This window comes from Saccharopolyspora montiporae (genome assembly GCF_015209505.1).
Lineage (GTDB): Bacteria > Actinomycetota > Actinomycetes > Mycobacteriales > Pseudonocardiaceae > Saccharopolyspora > Saccharopolyspora montiporae.
This window is the reverse complement of the sequence record NZ_JADEYC010000005.1, coordinates 1-20,454: the sequence shown is the minus strand read 5'-3', so window position 1 is coordinate 20,454 and position 20,454 is coordinate 1. Positions and strand designations below refer to the sequence as shown.

19 protein-coding genes are annotated in these 20,454 nt (G+C 71.5%); 8 read left to right on the top strand and 11 right to left on the bottom strand.

What is annotated here, in order from left to right; translation table 11 throughout:
• Positions 1-20: 20 nt before the first annotated feature.
• Positions 21-791 carry an SDR family NAD(P)-dependent oxidoreductase gene (locus IQ251_RS02490; RefSeq protein WP_193926763.1) on the top strand — a complete coding sequence of 257 codons (771 nt, stop codon included), beginning with the start codon at positions 21-23 and terminating at the stop codon, positions 789-791.
• 124 nt (positions 792-915) lie between these two features.
• Entirely contained in the window at positions 916-2,412 is a 1,497-nt protein-coding gene (locus IQ251_RS02485; protein WP_193926762.1) for a FadR/GntR family transcriptional regulator, read from the top strand.
• Positions 2,413-2,469: 57 nt separating this feature from the next.
• Here the strand turns inward: IQ251_RS02485 and IQ251_RS02480 are convergent, their stop codons facing one another.
• The 9 genes from IQ251_RS02480 to IQ251_RS02440 are packed head-to-tail and all read right to left on the bottom strand — an operon-like array spanning position 2,470 to position 11,034.
• Positions 2,470-3,723 (bottom strand): FAS1-like dehydratase domain-containing protein, encoded by a 1,254-nt coding sequence (locus IQ251_RS02480; RefSeq protein ID WP_193926761.1) that lies wholly within the window; start codon positions 3,721-3,723, stop codon positions 2,470-2,472.
• Positions 3,723-4,937, bottom strand: coding sequence for an acyl-CoA dehydrogenase family protein (locus IQ251_RS02475; RefSeq protein WP_193926760.1), 1,215 nt, complete (start codon positions 4,935-4,937; stop codon positions 3,723-3,725). Before IQ251_RS02475 ends, IQ251_RS02480 begins: the two co-directional genes overlap by 1 nt.
• Positions 4,934-6,094: an acyl-CoA dehydrogenase family protein gene (locus IQ251_RS02470; RefSeq protein ID WP_193926759.1), complete on the bottom strand. Its 1,161-nt coding sequence runs from the start codon at positions 6,092-6,094 to the stop codon at positions 4,934-4,936. The genes IQ251_RS02475 and IQ251_RS02470 overlap by 4 nt, the downstream gene beginning before the upstream one ends.
• A complete protein-coding gene (locus tag IQ251_RS02465) occupies positions 6,088-7,287 on the bottom strand; it encodes a cytochrome P450 (protein ID WP_193926758.1) in 1,200 nt (399 codons plus the stop codon). Before IQ251_RS02465 ends, IQ251_RS02470 begins: the two co-directional genes overlap by 7 nt.
• Before the next feature lie 44 nt (positions 7,288-7,331).
• Positions 7,332-8,603: a CaiB/BaiF CoA transferase family protein gene (locus tag IQ251_RS02460; protein WP_370591162.1), complete on the bottom strand. Its 1,272-nt coding sequence runs from the start codon at positions 8,601-8,603 to the stop codon at positions 7,332-7,334.
• Entirely contained in the window at positions 8,600-8,809 is a 210-nt protein-coding gene (locus IQ251_RS02455) for a ferredoxin (protein ID WP_193926757.1), read from the bottom strand. Before IQ251_RS02455 ends, IQ251_RS02460 begins: the two co-directional genes overlap by 4 nt.
• Complete coding sequence (locus IQ251_RS02450) at positions 8,806-9,687, bottom strand: NAD(P)-dependent oxidoreductase (RefSeq protein ID WP_228046016.1); 882 nt, start codon at positions 9,685-9,687, stop codon at positions 8,806-8,808. Before IQ251_RS02450 ends, IQ251_RS02455 begins: the two co-directional genes overlap by 4 nt.
• Positions 9,668-9,892 carry a hypothetical protein gene (locus IQ251_RS02445; RefSeq protein WP_193926756.1) on the bottom strand — a complete coding sequence of 75 codons (225 nt, stop codon included), beginning with the start codon at positions 9,890-9,892 and terminating at the stop codon, positions 9,668-9,670. The genes IQ251_RS02450 and IQ251_RS02445 overlap by 20 nt, the downstream gene beginning before the upstream one ends.
• Entirely contained in the window at positions 9,889-11,034 is a 1,146-nt protein-coding gene (locus IQ251_RS02440) for an amidohydrolase family protein (RefSeq protein WP_193926755.1), read from the bottom strand. Before IQ251_RS02440 ends, IQ251_RS02445 begins: the two co-directional genes overlap by 4 nt.
• Before the next feature lie 279 nt (positions 11,035-11,313).
• On the opposite strand from IQ251_RS02440, the gene IQ251_RS02435 reads away from it, so the two are divergent.
• Positions 11,314-12,969 (top strand): thiolase C-terminal domain-containing protein, encoded by a 1,656-nt coding sequence (locus tag IQ251_RS02435; RefSeq protein ID WP_193926754.1) that lies wholly within the window; start codon positions 11,314-11,316, stop codon positions 12,967-12,969.
• A gap of 85 nt (positions 12,970-13,054) precedes the next feature.
• On the opposite strand, the gene IQ251_RS02430 is transcribed toward IQ251_RS02435, so the two are convergent.
• Both IQ251_RS02430 and IQ251_RS02425 read right to left on the bottom strand, forming a co-directional pair.
• Positions 13,055-13,792, bottom strand: coding sequence for a hypothetical protein (locus tag IQ251_RS02430; RefSeq protein ID WP_370591161.1), 738 nt, complete (start codon positions 13,790-13,792; stop codon positions 13,055-13,057).
• 30 nt (positions 13,793-13,822) lie between these two features.
• Positions 13,823-15,436, bottom strand: coding sequence for an FAD-dependent oxidoreductase (locus IQ251_RS02425; protein ID WP_193926753.1), 1,614 nt, complete (start codon positions 15,434-15,436; stop codon positions 13,823-13,825).
• Positions 15,437-15,758: 322 nt separating this feature from the next.
• On the opposite strand from IQ251_RS02425, the gene IQ251_RS02420 reads away from it, so the two are divergent.
• Genes IQ251_RS02420 through IQ251_RS02400 form a run of 5 tightly spaced genes read left to right on the top strand, consistent with a single transcriptional unit; the run spans position 15,759 to position 20,295 of the window.
• Positions 15,759-16,757, top strand: a complete 999-nt coding sequence (locus IQ251_RS02420; protein WP_193926752.1) for a VOC family protein — start codon at positions 15,759-15,761, stop codon at positions 16,755-16,757.
• Positions 16,754-17,656, top strand: coding sequence for an alpha/beta fold hydrolase (locus IQ251_RS02415; RefSeq protein WP_370591160.1), 903 nt, complete (start codon positions 16,754-16,756; stop codon positions 17,654-17,656). The genes IQ251_RS02420 and IQ251_RS02415 overlap by 4 nt, the downstream gene beginning before the upstream one ends.
• Complete coding sequence (locus tag IQ251_RS02410; protein WP_193926751.1) at positions 17,653-18,834, top strand: acyl-CoA dehydrogenase family protein; 1,182 nt, start codon at positions 17,653-17,655, stop codon at positions 18,832-18,834. Before IQ251_RS02415 ends, IQ251_RS02410 begins: the two co-directional genes overlap by 4 nt.
• A gap of 32 nt (positions 18,835-18,866) precedes the next feature.
• Complete coding sequence (locus IQ251_RS02405) at positions 18,867-19,388, top strand: flavin reductase family protein (protein WP_193926750.1); 522 nt, start codon at positions 18,867-18,869, stop codon at positions 19,386-19,388.
• 49 nt (positions 19,389-19,437) lie between these two features.
• Complete coding sequence (locus IQ251_RS02400; RefSeq protein WP_193926749.1) at positions 19,438-20,295, top strand: mycofactocin-coupled SDR family oxidoreductase; 858 nt, start codon at positions 19,438-19,440, stop codon at positions 20,293-20,295.
• Positions 20,296-20,454: the final 159 nt, after the last annotated feature.

Below are 20,454 nucleotides of genomic sequence, written 5' to 3'. Positions count from 1 at the left end.
TCACCGACGAGAGGACATCGATGGAGACGAAGGGCAAGAAGGCCGCCGTGTTCGGCGGGGCCTCCGGCATGGGCCGCGCCAGCGCCGAACTGCTCGCCGCCCGCGGCGCGGACGTGGCGGTGCTCGACCGCCCGGACTCCGACGGCGAGGTGGTGGCCACCGCGTGCGGCGGCAGTTTCCACCCGGTCGACGTCACCGATTTCGCGGGCACCGAACGGGCGCTGGCCACGGCCGCCGACGATCTCGGGGGGCTGCACATCACCGTCACCACCGCCGGTGGCGGCATCGCGCAACGCACGCTCACCAAGCGGGGGCCGCACGATCTCGACACCTTCCGCCGCGTGCTCGACCTCAACGCGGTCGCCACGTTCAACATCAGCCGGCTCGCGGCCGCGCGGATGAGCGGCAACGAACCCGAGGATCCCGAGGGCACCGGCGAACGCGGCGTCATCGTCAACACCGCGTCCATCGCCGCGTTCGAGGGCCAGGTCGGCCAAGTTGCCTACACCGCGGCGAAAGCCGCCATCGCCGGCATGTCCCTGACGATGGCGCGCGACCTGGGCTCGCTCGGCATCCGCGTGCTGGCGATCGCGCCGAGCCTGTTCGAAACGGGGGCGGTGCGCAAGCTCCCGGACGAGGCCAAGTCCGCGCTGGTCAAGGACGCCGCGTTCCCCCGGCGGATGGGCCGCCCGGAGGAGTACGCCAAGCTCGTCCTGGCGATCGTCGACAACCCGATGCTCAACGGGCAGTGCCTCCGGCTGGACGCGGGGCAGCGGTTCGCACCGCGGTGAACCGGCGGTAAACAGTGGCCCGAATCGGGCCCGACCACCACGCTGAAACAGGCATCTGTACGGTTTTGCTCCGCATGCGCGTAGACTGAGGATACGCAAACGACCGTTCAGAGGAGTTGGCCGGATGGTGACCGCCGCTGACCAGGAGCACGCGGACGCCGCGTGGCAGCCGATCGCGGACACCGACGATACCGACGTTCCCATCGCCAAGCTCGCAGCCCAGGTCGCGCACCGGATCGAGGCCGACGTCATGCGGTGGGGCTGGCCCGTCGATGAGCCCCTCGGCTCGGAGCAGGAGCTGCGCGAGCGCTACGGGATCAGCCGCGCGGTCCTGCGCGAGGCGGTGCGCCTGGTCGAGCACCACCGGGTCGCGCGGATGCGCCGCGGGCCGGGTGGCGGGCTGATCATCTGCGCACCGGACGCGGGCCCCGCCACCCGATCCCTGGTCATCTACCTGGAGTACCTCGGCACGAGCGTCACCGACCTGCTGCAGGCGCGGCTGCTGCTCGAACCGATCGCCGTGGGCCTGGCCGCCGAACGCATCACCGAGGACGGCATCGACACGTTGCGCGCCGCTCTCGACGAGGAAGAGGCGCACCGCGACGACCGGGCCAACCGGTCCTACGAGCGGCTGCACCCGCTGCTCGGCGAGCTGTCCGGCAATCCGGCGCTGCACCTGTTCATTGACGTCCTCACCCGGCTCACCGCCCGGTACTCGCACACGTCACGACGGCTGTCCAAGGCGACAGTGCGGGAGGCGAAGGAAACCGCGCACGAGGCGCACCGAGCCATCGCGGACTCCGTCATCGCGGGCGACGGGGCCCGCGCGCAGACGACGCTGGCCGGACACCTGGAGCGGGTGGCCTCGTGGATCGAGGAGCACCGGGTGCGCCGGGCGCGGGTCGCGGGCGCCGTGATCGAACCCGAGGTGGCGGACGGCTCGCGGGCCAAGCTCGCCGAGGTGGTCGCGGCCAGGATCCACGACGACATCGCCGCGCGCGGCTGGCAGATCGGGTCCGCGCTCGGCTCGGAGGCCGACCTGCTCGCCCGCTACGGCATCAGCAGGGCGGTGCTGCGCGAAGCCGTGCGGCTGCTGGAGTACCACTCGGTCGCGCGGATGCGGCGCGGCCCCGGTGGCGGGCTGATCGTCACCGAACCCGAGCCGCAAGCCAGCATCGACACGATGGCGCTCTACCTCGAGTACCAGTCGGTGACCGCGGACGACCTGCGCGTCGTGCGCGACGCCATCGAACTCGGCACCGTCGCGCGGGTGACCCAGCGGCACCTCGACGGCGACGCCGAAGTGGCCGAGCGGCTGTCCTCGGCGGTCCGCTGGCCCGGCGAGGGCCCGGCCGACCAGCCGCGCAAGGCCGACCTGTTCCACTCCGAACTGGCCGAGTTGGCGGGCAACCCGGTGCTGTCGCTGTTCCTCGACGTCATCACCGACCTGTTCCGCCGGCACGCCTCGGGCCAAGACCGAACGCTGCCGGGGGACGCGGCGGCCGAGGAGGTCCAGCACGTGCACCAGCGCATCCTGGACGCGATCACCGACGGCGACACCGGTGTGGCCCGGCACCGGATGCGCAGGCATCTGGACGCCCTCAGCCCCTGGTGGCACTGAGCGCGGTCCTCGGGCCGCCGCCGAGTTTCCGCACCTCGCCGGCCACGGCCGCGCTGATCAGCCCCCGACGTCGAACCTGGCCAGTTCGCTGGCCACCGCGCCGTCGAGGTCCGCGGCCGGCGGCTGCGGGAGCTCGACGGCCCGGTCCCGGCTCGGCAGCAGCACCACGGCCGTGCCCGGCGTGGTGACCTCACCGCGCTGGTTCTCGCAGCGCACCGCGATGTGCACCTCGTTGCGCCCCTCGGTCCGCCGCTTGTCCACGACCTCGCCGCGCACCCAGGTGGTGTCGCCGAGGTAGTTGAACCGGCGGTGTTCGCAGCGCAGCCGCCACAGCCAGCCGTCGTCGCCGATCCAGTCGGTGAGCAGGTGGCACAGCCAGGTCTCGCGCATCCCGCCGTAGTCGTAGGAGTTCGGCAGCCCCAGTTCCGTGGCGCGCGCCGGCTCCCAGTGCAGCCGCTGCACCGTGTCCGGGATGTTGCGCTCGTTGGGCGGGTAGAGCCCCGGCGCCTTGCGCCGGACGTTCGCCGCGATCTTGAACGCGCCGGGCGGGGTGAGCTGCATGCCCCACCCCAGGTGCCAGACGATCACGTCGGTGACGGTCAGCGGGCCCTTCACCTTGGGTTGCAGGACATCGCCGATCTCGACGTCCTCCCAGCGGCGCGGCTCGGCGCCGGCCCTCGTCTCGGCCGCGTAGGCCGCGTCGATCTCGGCCAACTGCTCGGGCGCGTAGGGCGGCTGTTCCAGCGTCTCCTTGGCCCGCTCCTTCGAGGCGCGCCGCTCGGCGTTGATCCAGGTGCCGCGCCGGACCGCGTGCAGCTCGCCGTGCCCGTTGGTGTAGAGGTAGTCGTTGGTGACGTGCGCGGTGCGCCCGCCGAAGGAGCTGCGCTTGGGCCGCACGCCCACCTGCGTCTGCAGCACCCGGCACCGGTCGCCCAGCCGCAGCGGCCGCCACCACTCGAACTCCATCACCGCCTGGTACGAGCCGAGCCCGGCGAACGGGTCCCCCTTGAGCAGTGCTCTGGTCTCCGCGTCCGGCTTCGGCGCGGCGTCCTCGCCCATCGTGTAGAGGAACGTCGGCGGTGCGATCAGCGCCCCCCAGCAGGTGCTCCGGCCGTGCTCGGGATCGCAGTAGAGCGGGTTGTCGTCGCCGTAGCCATAGGCGAAGTGCCGGACCCCGTCCCAGGTCACCTCGTAGTTGTGCGGCGGGTTGCGCTGCGGGACCGGCACGCCGAGGCGGCGCCGGGACTGCTCGATCGCCTCGTCGGTCAGCACCCCGAACTCCGACTCCCGCTCTCGCCCGGTCGCCGTCATCACGCACCTCCCGCTGGTCGGGGGGAACCTGCCACCGGGTCGCGGGGCAGACCCAGGATCCGTTCGGCGATCGTGTTGCGCTGCATCTCCGCGGTACCCGTGCCGATCGTCGACGCGCGGGTGCGCAGGAATCCCCACACCCACCGGCCGCGCTGCACCGCGTGCGGATCGCTGCGGCCGAGCGTCCCGTGGGCGCCGAGCAGCTCGACGGCGAACTCGTGCAGCTCCTGCTCGAAGGCGGCGACGAACAGCCGCGAGGTCGACGACGCCGGCCCCGGCTCGCCGGTGGCGATGATGTCGGCGATGACGCGCGTGGCCGTGTAGCGCATGATCCGCACCCGCGCTTCGAAGTCGGTGAGCCGGTCGCGCACCAGCGGATCGGACGTGGCGCCGCGTTCGCGGGCGAGCGCGACGAGCTCGTCGAGCACCCGGCGGTACCGAGCGGCCTGGGTCATCGCCCCGGCGGCGCGTTCGTGGCCGAGACTGGTGCGCACCAGCGGCCATCCGCCGTTCTCCGCACCGATCCGGTCGATGACCGGCACGCGCACCTCGTCGAAGAAGATCTCGCAGAAGTTCGCGTCTCCGGTCAGGTCGCGCAGCGGTCGCACGGTGATCCCGGGCGCGTTCGCGTCGACCACCAGGTAGCTGATGCCCTCGTGCCGATCCTCGGGCGTGCCGGTGCGGACCAGGGTGAACAGCACGTCGGCGATGTCGGCGGAGCTGGTCCACACCTTCTGCCCGGTGACCACGTATTCGTCGCCGTCCCGGCGGGCGGTGGTGCGCAGCGCGGCCAGGTCGGAACCGGCCTCCGGCTCGGAGTAGCCCTGCGCCCACACCACGTCACCGCGCAGCATCGGCCGCAGGAAGCGCTCCCCCTGCGCGGGCGTGCCGTGGGTGATGATGGTCGGCGCGGCGATGCCGACGCCGGTGCCCAGCGGTCCCGGCACCCGCGCGCGGGCGTGCTCCTCGTGGTAGATGACCTGCCGGGCGAATCCCAGCCCCATCCCGCCGTGTTCGCGCGGCCAGCTCGGGCCCGCGTACCCGGCGTCGAAAAGCGCGGCCAACCAACGCTTCTGCCAGGCCAGCCGTTCCGCGGGTCGCTCCGGACGGCGGCCGGGGTGGTGCTCGGTGAAGAACGCCCGCAGGCGGGCCCGGAACTCGTCGTCGGTCTCCCCGGCGTGCGCGCCGTCCTCCCGCGCGGGTGTCGATGTCACCGGTCCTCCTCGGCACCGCTCCCGATTCCGACCAGGTCGGCCAGTCGGGCGCGGTGCGTCGTGGGTGCGCCGAACAGCAGCTCGGACGACTTGGCCCGCTTGAGGTGCAGGTGCGCGTCGTGCTCCCAGGTGTATCCGACGCCGCCGTGGATCTGGATGTTCTCCTTGGCCACGTGCGTGTACGCCCGCGAGCAGTACGCCGCCGCCAGCGCCGCGGCCACCGGTCGCTCGGCCGGATCCGTCGCGACGGACGCGGCGTAGGCGACCGCCGACCGCGCGGCCTCGACCTCGACGAGCAGGTCGGCGCAGCGGTGCTTGATCGCCTGGAACGCGCCGATCGGCCGCCCGAACTGCTCGCGGACCTGCGCGTGGTCGACCGCGCTGCGCAGGCACGCCTGCGCTCCGCCGACCTGTTCGGCCGCCAGGGCCACCACCGCCAGATCGAGCACCTGCCGCAGCAGTGGTGCCGCGTCGTCGTCCGATCCGATCCGCACCGCCGGGACGCCGTCGAGATCGATCCTGGCCAGGCGCCGGGTCGGGTCGAGCGCATCGAGCCGGGTCCGCTGCACCCCGGTGTCGCCGGTGACGGCGAACAACGCAGGGCCCGTGTCGGTGCGGGCGACCACCAGCAGCAAAGCGGCCGAATCACCGTCGACGACGAACATCTTCGTGCCGGACAGGGACCAGCCGTCGCCGGACGGGCTCGCGACGGTCGCGATGTCCGCCGGCCGCCACGAGCCGCTGCCCTCCGCCACGGCGAGGGTCGCGGTCAGCGAACCGGCCGCCACGGCCGGGAGCCAGCTCGCCCCGTCCCCGGAAGCGGTCAGGGCCTGCCCGGCCAGAGCCGCGGTCGCGAAGAACGGCGAGGGCACCAACGCCCGCCCCATCTCTTCGAGCACGATCCCCAGCTCGACCGGACCGCCGCCCGCGCCGCCGAACCGCTCGGGCACCGCCACGCCCGCGAGACCGAGCTGTCCGGTCAGCTGCCGCCACAACGCCGGGTCGTGCCCCTGGGCGGAGTCCATCCAGCGGCGCACCGACCCGCTCGGCGACCGCTCGGCCAAGAACCGCCGCGTGACGGTCCGCAGCTCGGCCTGCTCGTCGGTGGACGCGCTCGCACCGGTGCTCGGCGCGGTGCCCACGGTTGCGGTCACCATTCCAGGCGCAGCGACGTGAGGCCGTACATGTTCCCGGTTTGCTCCAGGTCCTGGCCCTCGGCGATCCGGTAGTCCGGGATCCGCCGGTGCCACTCCTGCATCGCCACGTTGAGCTCCAACCGCGCGAGGTGCGAACCCAGGCAGCGGTGCGGTCCCGAGCCGAACGCGATGTGGTTGCTCGTCGTCCGGTCCAGGTCCACCTCGGTCGGGTTCGCGTACCGCTCCGGGTCGCGGTTGCTCACCACCAGCGGGAGCATCACCATCTCGTCCGCCTTCACCGGGCACCCGCCGACCTCGACGTCACGGGTGGCCTTGCGCGCCGGGACGACGAACGAGTAGACGCGCAGGATCTCCTCCACCGCCGTCGGGATCAGCGACGGGTCGGCGACGATCGCCGCGCGCTGCCCGGGATGGCTCGCGAAGTGGTACAGGGCCCAGCCGACCGCGATCGGGACGGTGTCGAGACCGGCGTTGAACATCAGCACGCAGAACGCGTGCAGGTCCCGATCGCTGATGGGTTCCCCGTCGATCTCCCAGGTCATCACCCTGGAGAGCAGGTCGTCCTTCGGAGCTGTGCGGCGCAGCGCGATCTGCTCCTGGAAGTAGTCCGACACCGCGGTGATCGCGGCCAGCTGCCTGCTGCGGTCCGGGTCCTGCTCGTAGGACAGGTGCAGGATCTCGTGCACCCACTCCAGGAACACGTCCAGTTCCTCCTCCGGCAGGCCCATCAGCCGCAGGAAGATCTGCGTCGGGAACCGCCGGGCGAACGTATCGAGCACGTCGGCCCCGCCGCTGCCGGAGAGCCGGTCGATCATCCCGGTGGCGACCGCCCGGATCTCCGCCTCCCGCGCGGCGACCGCGTTCGGCGAGAACTCGCGCCCGAGCAGCCGGCGCCACCGGCTGTGCAGCGGCGGATCGAGCATCTCCGGGATCCACAGGAACTTCGGGTCCGGATCCAGCGCCGTCACGGACTTGCTGGAGAACGCCTCCCAGTCCTGCAGGGCCCGCTGGATCTCCGGGCCGTTGGTGATCACCCAGAAGCCGTGGGAGACGCTGCTGCGGAACCCGTCGTGCGTGGCGGCCAGCTCGTCCCAGCGCCGGTGATGGCTGAGCACCGATCCGCCCGTGGTGTTGTCGTATCGGTACGAGGGCACGCCGTCGTAGTCGCCCTCCGGTTCGAGCGTCGTGCTCATCACCGTTCCTCCCGTCGATGGCTTTCGCGTCGATCCGCGACCGCTCAGGTCGCCGCCCCGTCGATCTTGAGCTGGATCAGCTCGTCGTCGTCGACGCCGGACTCGCGCAGGATCTCGTCGGTGTGCTCGGCGAACTGCGGCGCGCGGGTGAGCTCCGCCGGTGTCTGGTCGAACTGGACCGGGTTGGTGACCAGTTCGCGCCCGCGCCCGTCGGCGTCGACGACCGGCGCGATCAGGCCGTTGGCGCGCAGCGACGGGTCCTGGCCGACCTCCCACGCGTCCTGGACGGCCGACCACTGCCCCTCGCCCTGCGCCAGGATCTCGATCCATTCGGCGAACGTCCGGGAGGCGATGATCTCGGCGACGAGTTCGGCGGCGGTAGCGGCGTTCTCCATCAGCGCCTCGACGTCGCCGAAGCGCTCGTCGGTGGCGAGCTCCTCCCGTCCGGACAGCCGGCAGAACTCCGGCCAATACCGGCCGGGCTGCAGCATCGCGAGCTCCAGCCAGCGACCGTCCGCCGTCCGGTACGCGCCGACCAGCGGGTTGGTCCGCGAACCGTGCCTCGGCTGTTCCCGGACGGGCAGCGGCCCACCCACCATGAGCGCCTGGTTCACCGTGTATTGGGTGGTCCACGCGCCGACGCCGAGCAACGACACGTCGACGACCGAGGGCTCGCCGGTGACCTGCCGCGAGTACAGCGCGGCGGCGATCCCGCCCGCGATCGTCATGCCGCCCATCGAGTCCCCGTAGGCGCCCGCGGGCATCCGCATCATCCGGTCCGCCCCCGGCGGGGTCACCCCCGCCGCGCTGCCCCCGCGCGCCCAGAACGCCGTGCTGTCGTAGCCGCCCTTGTCCGATTCCGGACCGCGGGCGCCGAAACCGCTCCCCCGCACGTAGACGATGTCCGGGTTGATCGCCCTGACGTCGTCGAGATCGATGTTGAGCTTGGCCCGGGCCTCGGGCAGGAAGTTGGTGAGGAGCACGTCGCTGGCGGCCACCAACTTCTCGAACACCGCGCGCGCGGCCGGTTTCTCCAGCGCCAGACCGATGCTGCGCTTCCCGCGGTTGGGACCCTCCATGATCGGCGAGAACGTCGAATCCTCGCCCGCTGTGGGCAGTCCCAGCACGCGGGTGAGTCCGCGCTGGGCGTCGCCGCGTTCCGCGTGCTCGATCTTGATCACGTCGGCGCCCCAGTCCGCGAGCACCGCGCCCGCGGCAGGGACGAAAGTGAACTGCGCGACCTCCAGGACGCGCACACCCTCCATCGGTCGGTGCACTTCGATGACCTCCTCGATGCCGTGACCCGCGCGGGTCACGCCCCCTTCCGCCCGGATTCCTCCACCCGGATCGCCCGCTCCGGGCACGCCATCGCGCCTTCGCGGGCCTCGTCCGCGAGGGCGTCCGGGACGGCGTCGTCGATGGGCAGGGCGAACCCGCTCTCGTCGAGCTCGTACACCTCCGGCGCCGTCGCCGCGCACCGCGCGTGCCCGGAGCACGTCGCCGTGTCGATGGTGATCTTCATCGAACTGCTCCCTTCTCCAGCAGACCGGCATCGCCGAGCCCCAACGGCCCGTCGCACGCCGCGGCGAGCAGCGCCGACAGGTCGATACCGAGCGCGGCCGCGAAGTCCCGGCACGCCGCCAGGTCCTTGCGGAGGAACGGCCGGACGGCGTCGATGTAGGGCCCGGATCCACCGTGCGCGGCGATGTGGCGGGCCGCCGCACTGCCCCCGCTGCCGACCGACAGCGCTTCGAGAACCGCGCTCTCCTCGATCCCCATCGCGCGGCCCGCTTCCAGGCCGCGCAACGTGACCTGCGTGATCGCGGCGAAGATCAGGTTGTTCAGCAGCTTCACCCGCAACGCCGAGCCGAGCGCCCCCGTGGTGACCACCGGGTCGGCGTAAGCGCCGACGACCCCGGCGGCCGTCGCGACGTGCTCGGCCCGCCCACCGAGGAACACGGTGAGCCGCCCCGCCGCCACGTCGGCGGCCGTGCCGCTGAACGCCGCGTCGACGAACGCGGCGTCCCCGGCCGGGCAGCGCTCAGCCAGCCGGCTCAGCGTCTCGACCCTGCCGGTGGTGTGCGAGACCAGCACCGTCGCCGGGCCCAGGTCCGCGACGAGGCCGGGCAGCACGTCGAGCACCTGCTCGTCGCTGTAGAGGCAACTGACGACGACGTCGCAGCCGGCGAGATCCCGCGGCCGCTCGACGTTCTCGGCGCCGAGGGCGGCGAGCCGATCCCGCACCTCGGGCCGCCGCGCGTACAGGCGAACGCGGTGACCGGCGGCCAGCAGCCGCTCCACCATCCGACCGCCGATCTTTCCCGCGCCGACGAAACCGACGGTCGCGATGCCCGGTGCGCCGCCCGTTCCGGTCCGGTGGTCAGGGTTCGGACGTGCCATCGGGCACCGCCAGATCGTCGTGAACCGCGCGCAGGGCTCCCAGCCGCGCTTCCAGCAGCGCGCGCTCGGCGTCGTCGGCGGGGAGTTCGGCCAGGCGCGGTTCGATCTCGGCGATCTCCTCGCGCAGCCGCTCCGCGGCTTCGTCCCGGGTGAGCAGGTCCAGGTCCGTCCAGTCGGACCGCTCCGATTCCGGCCGCCGGTTCATGCGGGGAAGTTGTAGAGACGGCGGGTGTTGGTTTCCACGATCCGGTGGACCTCCTCGTCGGGCACCTCGGCGAGCACCTCGGCCGCGTAGGCGCGGCTCTTCGGCCAGTACGAGTCCGAATGCGGGTAGTCGCATTCCCAGGTGATGCGCTCGACCCCGATGTGGTCCCGGACCTCCACGCCGAACCGGTCGTCGATGAAGCACCCGTGGATGTGCTTGAAGAACAGCTCGGAGGGCCGCACCTCCTGGTTGACGTTCTGGTAGAAGCGGTGGCGCTCCCAGGTGAAGTCGATCCGTTCGAGCAGGTACGGCATCCAGCCGATGCCGCCTTCGGACAACCCCACCTTCAACTTGGGGTGCTTGTGGAACACCGGGGAGAACAGCAGGTCGGCCGTGGCGTACATCGAGTTGCAGCCGAACAGCGCGATGGTGACCGCGAACGGGGCTTCGGGGGCGGTCTTCGGAGCGTTGCCCGAGGTGCCGAAGTGCAGGCACAGCGGCATGTCGGTCTCCTCGGCCGCGGAGAACACCGGGTCCCAGTGGTCGGTGTGGAACGACGGCAGCCCGAGCGGCACCGGGTTCTCCGTGAACGCGATCCCCTTCGCGCCGCGGGCCGCGGTGCGGTGGATCTCGGCCACGCATTCCGCCACGTCCCACAACGGCAGGATGACCAGGGGGATCAGGCGGTCCGGGGCCGCGGCGCACCACTCGTCGAGCACGAAGTCGTTCCAGGCCCGCACGCACAGCAGCGCGAGATCGCGGTCTTCCCCCTCCAGGAACACCGTTCCCGCGAACCGCGGGAACGACGGGAAGCTCATCGCGCCCCACACGCCGTCGAGGTCCATGTCCCGGATCCGAGCCTTCGGGTCGTAGCAGCCCGGGATCATCTCGTCGAAGCGGGTCGGCTCCATGCCGAATTCCTCGGGCTTCTTGCCCGCCACCGCGTTGAGCCCGATGTAGGGGTAGATCCGGCCTTCGTAGGTCCATACCTCGGCAGGCGCGACGCCCTCGCCCCGGGACTGCTCGACGATCCGCGGTGCTTGTTCCTGGTACTTCTTCGGCAGCCGGTCCGACCACAGGCTCGGCGGTTCGATCAGGTGGTCGTCGGTCGACAACAACTTCATCCATGGCTGCAACGGCATCGTGGCGCTCCCTGGTCGCGATCGCGGCACCCGCGTTGTCCACAGCCTCGGAGCACCCCGTTGGTGCCCGGACGCGCGCACCGTCGGGGAACGGGCTGTGTTCAGCCGCGAACTCTACCCGCACCCGGATATTGTGTATACCCTTTTTCGATCGACGGCCGTTTTTCCAGCGTTCTACCGGTGCTTTTCCCCGGCGTGGACGGCCCTGTCACGTATTGAGTTCACCTAACTATCCGGGGCATCATGCTCCGGGACGACGGACGTGACGGAAGGGTTCCCATGACCAGCTCTCCGCCGGAGCGCCCCCTGCCGCAGCCCACGCTCGGCAGCGACGAGTTCTGGCAGTCCGGCGCCGACGGCGTCCTGCGGATCTCCCGGTGCACCGACTGCGGCCGCTACTTCCACCCCCCGATGCCGGTGTGCCCGTCGTGCCGTGGCCGCTCGGTGGCGCTGTCGGCGACCTCGGGCCGGGCGGTGGTCGTCGGGTTCAGCGTCAACCACCAGAGCTGGTTGCCGTCGTTCCCGCCCCCCTACGTGGTGGCCGTGGTCGCGATCGCCGAGGACGACCGGGCGCGGCTGACGACCAACATCGTCGGCTGCGAACCGGACGAGGTCCACGTCGGCATGCGGGTGCGGGTGCGCTTCGAGCGGCACGACGACCTGTTCCTGCCGCTGTTCGAGCCGGATCCGGACGACAGCACGCCGGGCCCGCTGCCCGAGCCGCGCGAGATCCTCCCCGACCTGCGTCCCGCGCCCTCCACCGAGAAGTACGAGGACCGGGTCGCGCTGACCGGTGTCGGCCGGTCCCGGATCGGCAGGCGGCTGATGGTCGATCCGGTCGCGCTCACCGTCGAAGCCTCGCTGGCCGCGGTGGCCGACGCGGGGCTGGAGCTCGACGACATCGACGGGCTAGCCACGTATCCGGGCCCGGATCCGGGCGGGCTCAGCGAGGGCGGCGTGACGGCGCTGACCGAGGCGCTGCAGTTGCGACCCACCTGGGTCAACGGCGCGCGGGAGACACCGGGGCAGATCGGCTCGATCACCTCGGCCATGCTCGCGGTCGCCGCCGGCCTGTGCAGGCACGTGCTGTGCTTCCGCACCGTGTGGGAGTCCTCGCACACCGCGCTCGTCCGGGCGGGGCGGTGGCAGCAGCCCGACAACTCCCGCGCCACGGGCATGTTCGAATGGCGCGCCCCGTTCGGCGCCGTCTCGCCCGCGCAGTGGATCGGCTGCAACGCCGCGCACTACCTGCACCGCTACGGAGTCGGGCGCGAAGCGCTCGGGGCCATCGCCGTCACCGCCAGGCAGGGCGCTGAACGCAATCCCGAAGCGCTCCACCGCGATCCGCTGACCCTCGACGAGTACTTCGACGCCCGCGTGATCACCACCCCGTTCGGGCTCTACGACTGCGACGTGCCCTGCGACGGCGCGATCGCGGTCATCGTCTCCGCGATCGAGACCGCGGCCGACCGCCCGAAACCACCGGTGCTGGTGGAGGCGGTCGGCAGCGCGATCCTGGAGCGCATCAGCTGGGACCAGGACACCCTGGCGCACACCCCGCAGTCGCGCGGCCCGTCCGCCCACGTGTGGGCGCGCACCGACCGCACCCCGTCCGACGTCGACGTGGCACTGCTCTACGACGGATTCACCTTCAACGCGCTGTCCTGGCTCGAAGGGCTCGGCTTCTGCGGTCGCGGCGAGGCGACCGATTTCATCGACGGCGGCGCGACCATCGCCCTCGGCGGTGCGCTGCCGCTCAACCCGCACGGCGGCCAGCTCTCGGCAGGCCGGCTGCACGGGTTCGGTTTCGTTCGCGAGGCGATGCTGCAGTTGCGCGACGAGGCTTCCGGCCGGCAGGTGGACGGTGCCGGGTTGGCCGCCGTCACCGCCGGCGGCGGGGTGCCGTCCGGAGCGATGCTGCTGCGCCGCGCGTAGTGCACCGGTCGGGAAACGGGCTCGCCCGGTGGGTCCCGGCGGCCCCGCACCGGGACGCCCTCGCGGGCACCGCGCGACCGGCCGCTCAGGTCGTCGTCGGTACCGCCGCGCGGTGCTGACCGGCTTCGGCCTCCTCCGCGGAGACCGCGCGCAGCAGCACGACGATCAGGATGACCTTCCAGATGAGGAACGCCACGGCGGGCACCAGCATCGCGAACATCCCGTCCCAGGCCAGGGCCCCGCCGGTGGACACGTAGACGAAGACGCCGGGAAGCAGCAGCAGCGCCAGCACGAAGTTCAGGGGCCCGAACCAGCGGGGGAACACCGGCCGATCCCGCCGGTCGACCAGCGCCGACAGACCGATCACGGCGACGTTGACCACGAAGATCGCGGCGACCCCGACGTAGGTGAGCCAGAATTGGTCGCTGAGCAGCAGCATCAGCTGCGGGTCCCGCTCCGGGCGGTACGCGGCGGTCGCGAGCACCGCGAGCGGGTAGAGCCAGCCGGTCGGGGCGACCACGGCGGTCGTCAGCTGCACCATGGACAGCAGTCCCCAGCCGCCTTCGATCCGCCGCATCTGCAGGCTCGTGACCACGGCGAACGGGTAGAACAGCGGCGCGAACACGCCCATGATCACCACGGCCCAGAGGATCCCGGTCCGGTTCTGCACCAGGAACGCCGCGATCTCCTCCGCCCCCGCCTCCGGGGGCGGCGGGGGCGTCAGCTTGCCCACGATCGTGAACGCGACGATGAACGCGACCAGCACGATCACCCCGCACCAGACCGAGAACCGGTAGAGCCGGAACTTCACCGCGTCGTCCACAACCGCCTCCTTTGGCCGATGTCCGGTCTTTCAGCCCGCGGCACCCGCGGCGTCGAGCACCGCGAGGTAGCCGAAGGCGAGGCTCGATCCGATCGGGGTCCCGGCGCCCGGGTAGGCCCGCCCCGACATCGCGGCCGCGGTGTTGCCCGTCGCGTAGAGGCCGGCGATCGGACCGCCGTCCGCGCGCAGCACCCGCGCGCGTTCGTCGATCTTCAGGCCGCCCTTCGTCCCGATGTCGGAGAGCACGATCTCCGCGACGTAGAACGGTGGGCTGTCCAACGGGAGCAGCAGCGGGTTCGGGAAGTCGGGCGTCGGGCTCGCCGGGCAGTTCATCTCGGGGCGGAACGGGAACGGGACCACGTGGTGGAAGATCTGGTCCCACGGCGTCTCGCCGCGGTGGAACCGGGTGTCGACGCCCACTTCCGCGTCGGAGTTGAACTTCTCGACCGTGGCGCGCAGCGCGTCGGGCGGCACGCCGATCAGCGTCGCCAGCTCGTCCAGCGAGTCAGCCCGGCGCAGCGCACCCGAGGAGAACCACGCCGGATCGACGGGCTGGTCCGGCGGGCCGCCGAACCCGTCTCGGTCGATCTGGCGCTGGTCGAGGATCCAGTGCGCGGGGATGTGCGGAACACCGGTCGCCACGTGCCGGGCGGCGATCTCGTGCCCGGCCTGGTCGTAGGGGCGGGCCTCGTTCACGAAGCGCTCGCCGTCGGCGTTCACCCAGATCCCGCCGCGCAGTCCGCTTTGGAACACCGGGAGCCCGTCGGGCTGCACAAGCCCGGGGACGTACCACGCCTCGTCGAGCAGGTCGGTCGTGGCCCCGGCGTCGATCCCGGCCAGCAGCGCGTCGCCGGTGTTGGCCGGGGCGCCGTTGGACCACTCGCCGGTGAGCGCGATGGGTTGGTACTTCGCGCGCAGCGCGGCATTACGCTCGAACCCGCCCGCGGCGAGGAGCACGCCCCGGGTGGCACGGATCGTGGTCTCCGCCCCGTCGTGGATCGCGGTGACCCCGGTGACCCGCCCGTCCTCGACGACCAGGCGGTGCAGCGCGGTTTCCAGCCGGAGTGCGCCGTTCCCGGTCTCCAGGAACGCCCCCAGCGCTCTGCCGATCAACGCCCGACCGCCGTGCAGCACCGGTCCCTCCGCCTGTCCCCACCGCTCCTCGGGAATGCACGGCCGCACGATCGCGGCGTGCTCGCCGAGGACGTCGGCGGCGATCTCCGGCGGGAAGATGGTGCGCCCCATCGGGCTCGAACCGGGGTTCGCCGCGAAGTAGTCGGGCACCGGATCGTGCCGGAAGGACTGGAACCACGGGTTGCGCTCCAGCTCGTCGACCAGTCGCGGTCCCGCGTCGAGGTAGGCGTCCTGCAGCCCTTCCCGGGACTCGTCGTCGACGACGCTGCGCAGGTAGGTGCGCGCGGTTTCGACGTCGTCGGGCACCCCGGCGCGCTCGATCGGGGCCGAACCCGGGAACCACAACCCGGCGCCGGAGTAGGAGGTCGTGCCGCCGACCCGGTCGGTCTTCTCGACGAGCAGCGTGCGCAGCCCGCGCGAGGCCGCGATGTACGCGCCGATCAGGCCTCCACCGCCGGAACCCACGACGACGATGTCGTAGGTGTCCTCGGCGCGTTCACCGGACGTCATCACCATCACCCCTCGCGTTCTCCACGGTCGACCCGGATGACCGGAGTGCCCATCAAGAGTGTTCTGAATTTTCGAACCGTTCGTTCTGACGTCCGGCGCGGAGTGCGCCACCAACGCTGCGTCCCTCGCTCAGGTTGGAGCATGACCTCCGGGCAAAACCCGTGTCAATGTCGTTTTCCACGTCCTGAACCGCAGACGCCGACGTCGGAGCGGAGTCCGCGATCCGCGAGACCGGCATGACCCTCGCGAATATTCGGTGTACTCTTTATCGTGGGCCGACCGGCGCGTCCGGCGCGGGACACGACTCGAGGGAGAGGCGCACATGACCCAGCCCGAATACGACCCGGGGCCGCAGATCGCCCACGCCGCCAGCATCGACCTGGGTACGCCGGACCTCGAACGCTCGATCCGGTTCTTCCGCGATCTGCTCGGGATGGAGGTCGTCGACCAGGTCGGCGGAGTGGCCTACCTGCGCGCCTACCAGGAGTTCGCGCACCACTCGCTGGTGCTGACCCAGCAGGACGAGGCCCGGGTCAACTCCTACGGCTTCCGCGTCAAGCGCAAGCAGGACGTCGAGCTCTTCCACAAGCGGTTCCAGGAGCAGGGAGTCCAGGCGGTCGAGCTGCCCGCCGGGCACGAGCTCGGCCGCGGCGAAGCCGTGCGCTTCCTGGTTCCGGGTAGCGACCACCCGTTCGAGTTCTTCCACGACATCGACAAGCCGCTCGCCGAGGAATCGATCCGGTCGAAGGTGCTGAGCAACAGCTCCCGGCGCCGCGGTCTCGGCGTGCGCCGCCTGGACCACATCAACCTGCAGACCAGCGCGGGCACCGTCAACGAGGCCGAGGCGTGGCTGCAGGACTCCCTGGGCTTCAAGCGCCGCGAGTTCGCCCGGCTGCCCGACGCACCGGACATCATCCTGGCGTCCTGGCTGTCGGTCACGCCGCAGGTGCACGACGTCGCGATCGGCGTCGCGGCCGAGGAGAAGACCGGCCAGTTCCACCACGTGGCGTTCAACGTCGAGAACTTCCACGACATCCTCACCGCCGCCGACGAGATCCGCGATCTCGACATCGCCTACGGCGCCGGGCCGGGCAAGCACGGGATCGGGCAGGCCATGTACCTCTACGTGCACGACCCTGGATCCGGCCACCGGATCGAGCTCTACTCGGGTGGCTACCTCATCTTCGACCCGACGTGGGAAGCGCTGGAGTGGAAGCTCCCCGAGCTCGCGTACGGGCAGACCTGGTACGGCGACGTCCTCGACGTCGGGCCCGGCGGCTCGTTCCTGCCCACCTCGCCGTCCGCCGGCCTCCTCCCGTGACCGGCGGCGGGGACGCGCCGGTGGTCACCCGCGCGTCGACGCACAAGACCACCGAGGTCGACGGCCTCACCGTCGCGTACCACGAGGCGGGCGCGGGCGAACCGCTGCTCATGCTGCACGGATCCGGGCCCGGCGTGTCCGCGTGGTCGAACTTCCGCGACAACCTGCCGGTGTTCGCCGAGCGGTTCCGCACGATCATGCCGGACCTGCCCGGCTTCGGCGGCAGCGACCTGCCCGAGCTCGCCGAGATCTACCCGGTGGTCGCCGCCCGCTGGACGGCCCGGTTCCTGGACCGGCTGGGCATCGAGTCGGCGGTGTTCGTCGGCAATTCGATGGGCGGAGCGGTCGCGGCCGAGCTCGCGCGGCTCGCCCCGCGGCGGGTGCGGCGGATGGCGCTGATGGGCTCCGGCGGGCTGTCGGTCGGGGCGTTCGCCCCCGAACCGAGCGAGGGATTCCTGCGGCTGTCGGAGTTCCTCGGCGAGCCGAGCCGAGACCGGATGATCGCGTGGCTCACGACGATGGTCCACGACCACGGCCGGATCACCGAGGACCTCGTCGACGAGCGCATGCGCAACGCCACGGCCGACGGCGTGCTGGACGCGACGATGGCGATCTTCGGGTCGATGGTCGACCCGGGCACCCGCGCGAAGTACACGCCGCTGTGGACCCAGGCCGCGACCGTGACGACCCCGACCCTGCTCGTCTGGGGCCGCGATGACCGCATGCTCCCCTACGACCAGGCCCACTTCGCGAACCGGTGGATGCCCGACGTCGAACTGCACACCTTCGCCCGGTGCGGGCACTGGGCCCAGATCGAGCGGAAATCCGACTTCGAGCGCGTCGTGCTCGAATTCCTCACCCGAGAAGCGGCCGACCAGGCAGGAGGCGATCCGGCATGACGCACCAGGTGGTCCGCCGAGTCCACGAACTCGGACCCGACATCGCGGCGCTCGCCGAGGAGAACGAACAGCTGGGCAGGCTCAGCGGCGAGACCGTGGCGCTGACCCGTTCGGCGGGCGTGATGCGGATGCTGCAGCCCGCGAAGTTCGGCGGTCACGCCGCGCATCCGCGCGATTTCGCCGAAGCGGTCATGGCCCTGGCCTCGTACGACAGCGCCGCGGGCTGGGTGTGCGGGGTGGCGGGGGTGCATCCGTGGGAAGTCGCGCAACTCCACCCCCGGCTCGGCGAGGAGATCTGGGGCGAGGACCAGGACACCTGGATCGCTTCGCCCTACATGCCCAACGGCGTCGCCGAACCCGTCGACGGAGGTTACTCGCTCAGCGGGCGGTGGCCGTTCTCCTCCGGCGCGGACCACTGCGAGTGGGACTTCCTGGGTGCGCTGGTCGGCGACGGCGCGGGAAGCCCGGCCGCACCGCCGACCGTGCTGCACGTGATCCTGCCCCGCTCCGACTACGAGATCATCGACGACTCCTGGGACGTGATCGGCCTGTCCGGCACCGGGAGCAAGGACGTCGTGGTCCAGGACGCGTTCGTTCCCACCTACCGGGCGGTCGACCAGACCGACATCATGGAAGGCCAATCCGCCGATCGCCACGGAGTCACCGACACCCTGTACCAGCTGCCGTTCACCGCGATGTTCCCGCTGGGCATCACCGCGGCCGTGATCGGCATCTGCGAGAACGCGTTGGCCACGCACGTGGCCCAGCAGAAGGACCGGGTCGCGGTCACCGGGGTCCAGGTCCGGGACGACCCCTACGTGCTCTACGCGACCGGGGAGGCTTCGGCGGAGATCCAGGCGTCCCGGGTCCAGCTCATCGACGGGATCAGCAGGCTCTACGACCAGATCGACGCGGGCCGCCCGGTGAGCCTCCAAGACCGCTCCGATGTGCGGCGCAACCAGGTCCGCTGCGCGTGGCGAGCGGTCACCGCGCTCGACGGGATCTTCGCGCGCTCCGGCGGCAACGTCATCCGGCGGAGCAATCCGCTGCAACGGCTGTGGCGCGACGCGCACGCCGGGCTGGCGCACATGATCCACGTTCCCGGATCGACCTACCACGGCAACGCGCTCACGCAGATGGGGTTCGAACTGCCGCCGCAGATGCGCGTCCTGATCTGACCCAGCACGCCGAGACGCCCGAGGAGCCGGGGATGGGCAACGGGATCGACGACCGATACTTCCGCGACGTGCTGGGCAACGTGCCGACCAGCGTCGTCGCCGTCACCGCGCCGGGACCCGACGAGCTGCCCGCCGGCATGATCGTCGGCTCGTTCACCTCCGTGTCGCTGGACCCGCCGCTGGTCTCGTTCCTCGCGGACCGGTCGTCGTCCACGCTGCCGAAGATCCTCGACGGCGGGCAGTTCTGCGCGAACGCGCTGGCCTCGGACCAGGAGCCGCTCAGCAGGCGGCTGGCGGTCCGCGGCCCGCACAAGTTCGACGGCGTCGCCTGGCAGCGGTCCCCGCTGGGCAATCCGGTGCTCGACGGCGTCCTCGCCTGGATCGACTGCACGATCGACCGGGCCGTCGACATCGGCGATCACGTGCTGGTCGTCGGTGCCGTGCAGGATCTCCGCGCCTTCCCGCCGAGGAACCCGCTGCTGTTCTTCCGCGGCGGGTACGGCGACTACTTCTCCACCACAGCACAGCTGCTGGACCGGCTCGTCGACTGGTGACGCACGTGATCGGCGCCGACCCGCAGCACAATTCCACGAGGAGGCCGGTATGGGCCGGGTACAGGACAAGGTCGTCTGCATCACGGGCGCGGCGCGCGGGCAGGGACGCGCGCACGCGATCCGGCTCGCCGAGGAGGGTGCCGACATCATCGCGATCGACGGCTGCGCGCCGATCGACACGGTCGGCTATCCCCTGGCGGGCAGCACCGATCTCGACGAGACCGTGCGCGAGGTGGAGAAGCGGGACCGGCGGATCGTGGCGCGCACCGCCGACGTCCGCGATCCCGCCGCGGTGCGCGCCGCGGTCGATGACGGCGTCGCGGAACTGGGCGGCCTCGACGCGGTGCTCGCGCAGGCCGGGATCGCTCCCATCGACAACCCCGACGCGCAGGCGTTCCTCGATGCGGTGACCGTCGACTTCAACGGCGTGGTGCACGCGGTCGACGCCGCGCTCGCGCATCTGCCGGACGGCGGCTCCATCGTCGCGACCGGTTCGGCCGCGGCGCTTATGCCGCCGTCGGCCGGCGACACGACGGACTGCGGCAAGCTCGGGTACTCGTTCGCGAAGCGGTCGGTGGCGGGGTTCGTCAACGACCTCTCGCTGGCGCTGGCCCCGCGGCGGATCCGGGTGAACGCGGTGCACCCGACCAACACCAACACCGACATGCTCAACAGCGACCCGATGTACCGGGTCTTCCGTCCGGACCTGGCCGAGCCGACGCGCGACGACGCCCTCGGGCCGTTCCACTCCATGACCGCGATGGGCCTGCCCTACGTCGAGCCACAGGACGTGGCCGAGCTCGTGGTGTTCCTGGTGGCCGACGAGTCCCGGTACGTCACGGGGATGCAGATGCGCGTCGACGCGGGCGCGATCGTCCGGCGCCGCCCGGCGCAGCCCCCGTTCTGACCCCGGAGTGGGGCGAAGCGGCACGGGCGGCACGTCGGCGGATGCCGTTCCCGCCGTGCGCCCTGGAAACTCCGAAAGCCGTCCCGGGCGTGCGGTTCCCGCGGGAACCGCACGCCCGGGACGGCTTTCGGAGTTTCCAGGGCGCACGGCGGGAACGGC

Bases quoted from the DNA above. Each gene is read 5' to 3' on its own strand.
- IQ251_RS02490 (WP_193926763.1), top strand. From the start codon at position 21: ATGGAGACGAAGGGCAAGAAGGCCGCCGTGTTCGGCGGGGCCTCCGGC.
- IQ251_RS02485 (WP_193926762.1), top strand. From the start codon at position 916: ATGGTGACCGCCGCTGACCAGGAGCACGCGGACGCCGCGTGGCAGCCG.
- IQ251_RS02480 (WP_193926761.1), bottom strand. From the start codon at position 3,723: ATGACGGCGACCGGGCGAGAGCGGGAGTCGGAGTTCGGGGTGCTGACC.
- IQ251_RS02470 (WP_193926759.1), bottom strand. From the start codon at position 6,094: ATGGTGACCGCAACCGTGGGCACCGCGCCGAGCACCGGTGCGAGCGCG.
- IQ251_RS02465 (WP_193926758.1), bottom strand. From the start codon at position 7,287: ATGAGCACGACGCTCGAACCGGAGGGCGACTACGACGGCGTGCCCTCG.
- IQ251_RS02455 (WP_193926757.1), bottom strand. From the start codon at position 8,809: ATGAAGATCACCATCGACACGGCGACGTGCTCCGGGCACGCGCGGTGC.
- IQ251_RS02450 (WP_228046016.1), bottom strand. From the start codon at position 9,687: ATGGCACGTCCGAACCCTGACCACCGGACCGGAACGGGCGGCGCACCG.
- IQ251_RS02445 (WP_193926756.1), bottom strand. From the start codon at position 9,892: ATGAACCGGCGGCCGGAATCGGAGCGGTCCGACTGGACGGACCTGGAC.
- IQ251_RS02440 (WP_193926755.1), bottom strand. From the start codon at position 11,034: ATGCCGTTGCAGCCATGGATGAAGTTGTTGTCGACCGACGACCACCTG.
- IQ251_RS02435 (WP_193926754.1), top strand. From the start codon at position 11,314: ATGACCAGCTCTCCGCCGGAGCGCCCCCTGCCGCAGCCCACGCTCGGC.
- IQ251_RS02425 (WP_193926753.1), bottom strand. From the start codon at position 15,436: ATGACGTCCGGTGAACGCGCCGAGGACACCTACGACATCGTCGTCGTG.
- IQ251_RS02420 (WP_193926752.1), top strand. From the start codon at position 15,759: ATGACCCAGCCCGAATACGACCCGGGGCCGCAGATCGCCCACGCCGCC.
- IQ251_RS02410 (WP_193926751.1), top strand. From the start codon at position 17,653: ATGACGCACCAGGTGGTCCGCCGAGTCCACGAACTCGGACCCGACATC.
- IQ251_RS02405 (WP_193926750.1), top strand. From the start codon at position 18,867: ATGGGCAACGGGATCGACGACCGATACTTCCGCGACGTGCTGGGCAAC.
- IQ251_RS02400 (WP_193926749.1), top strand. From the start codon at position 19,438: ATGGGCCGGGTACAGGACAAGGTCGTCTGCATCACGGGCGCGGCGCGC.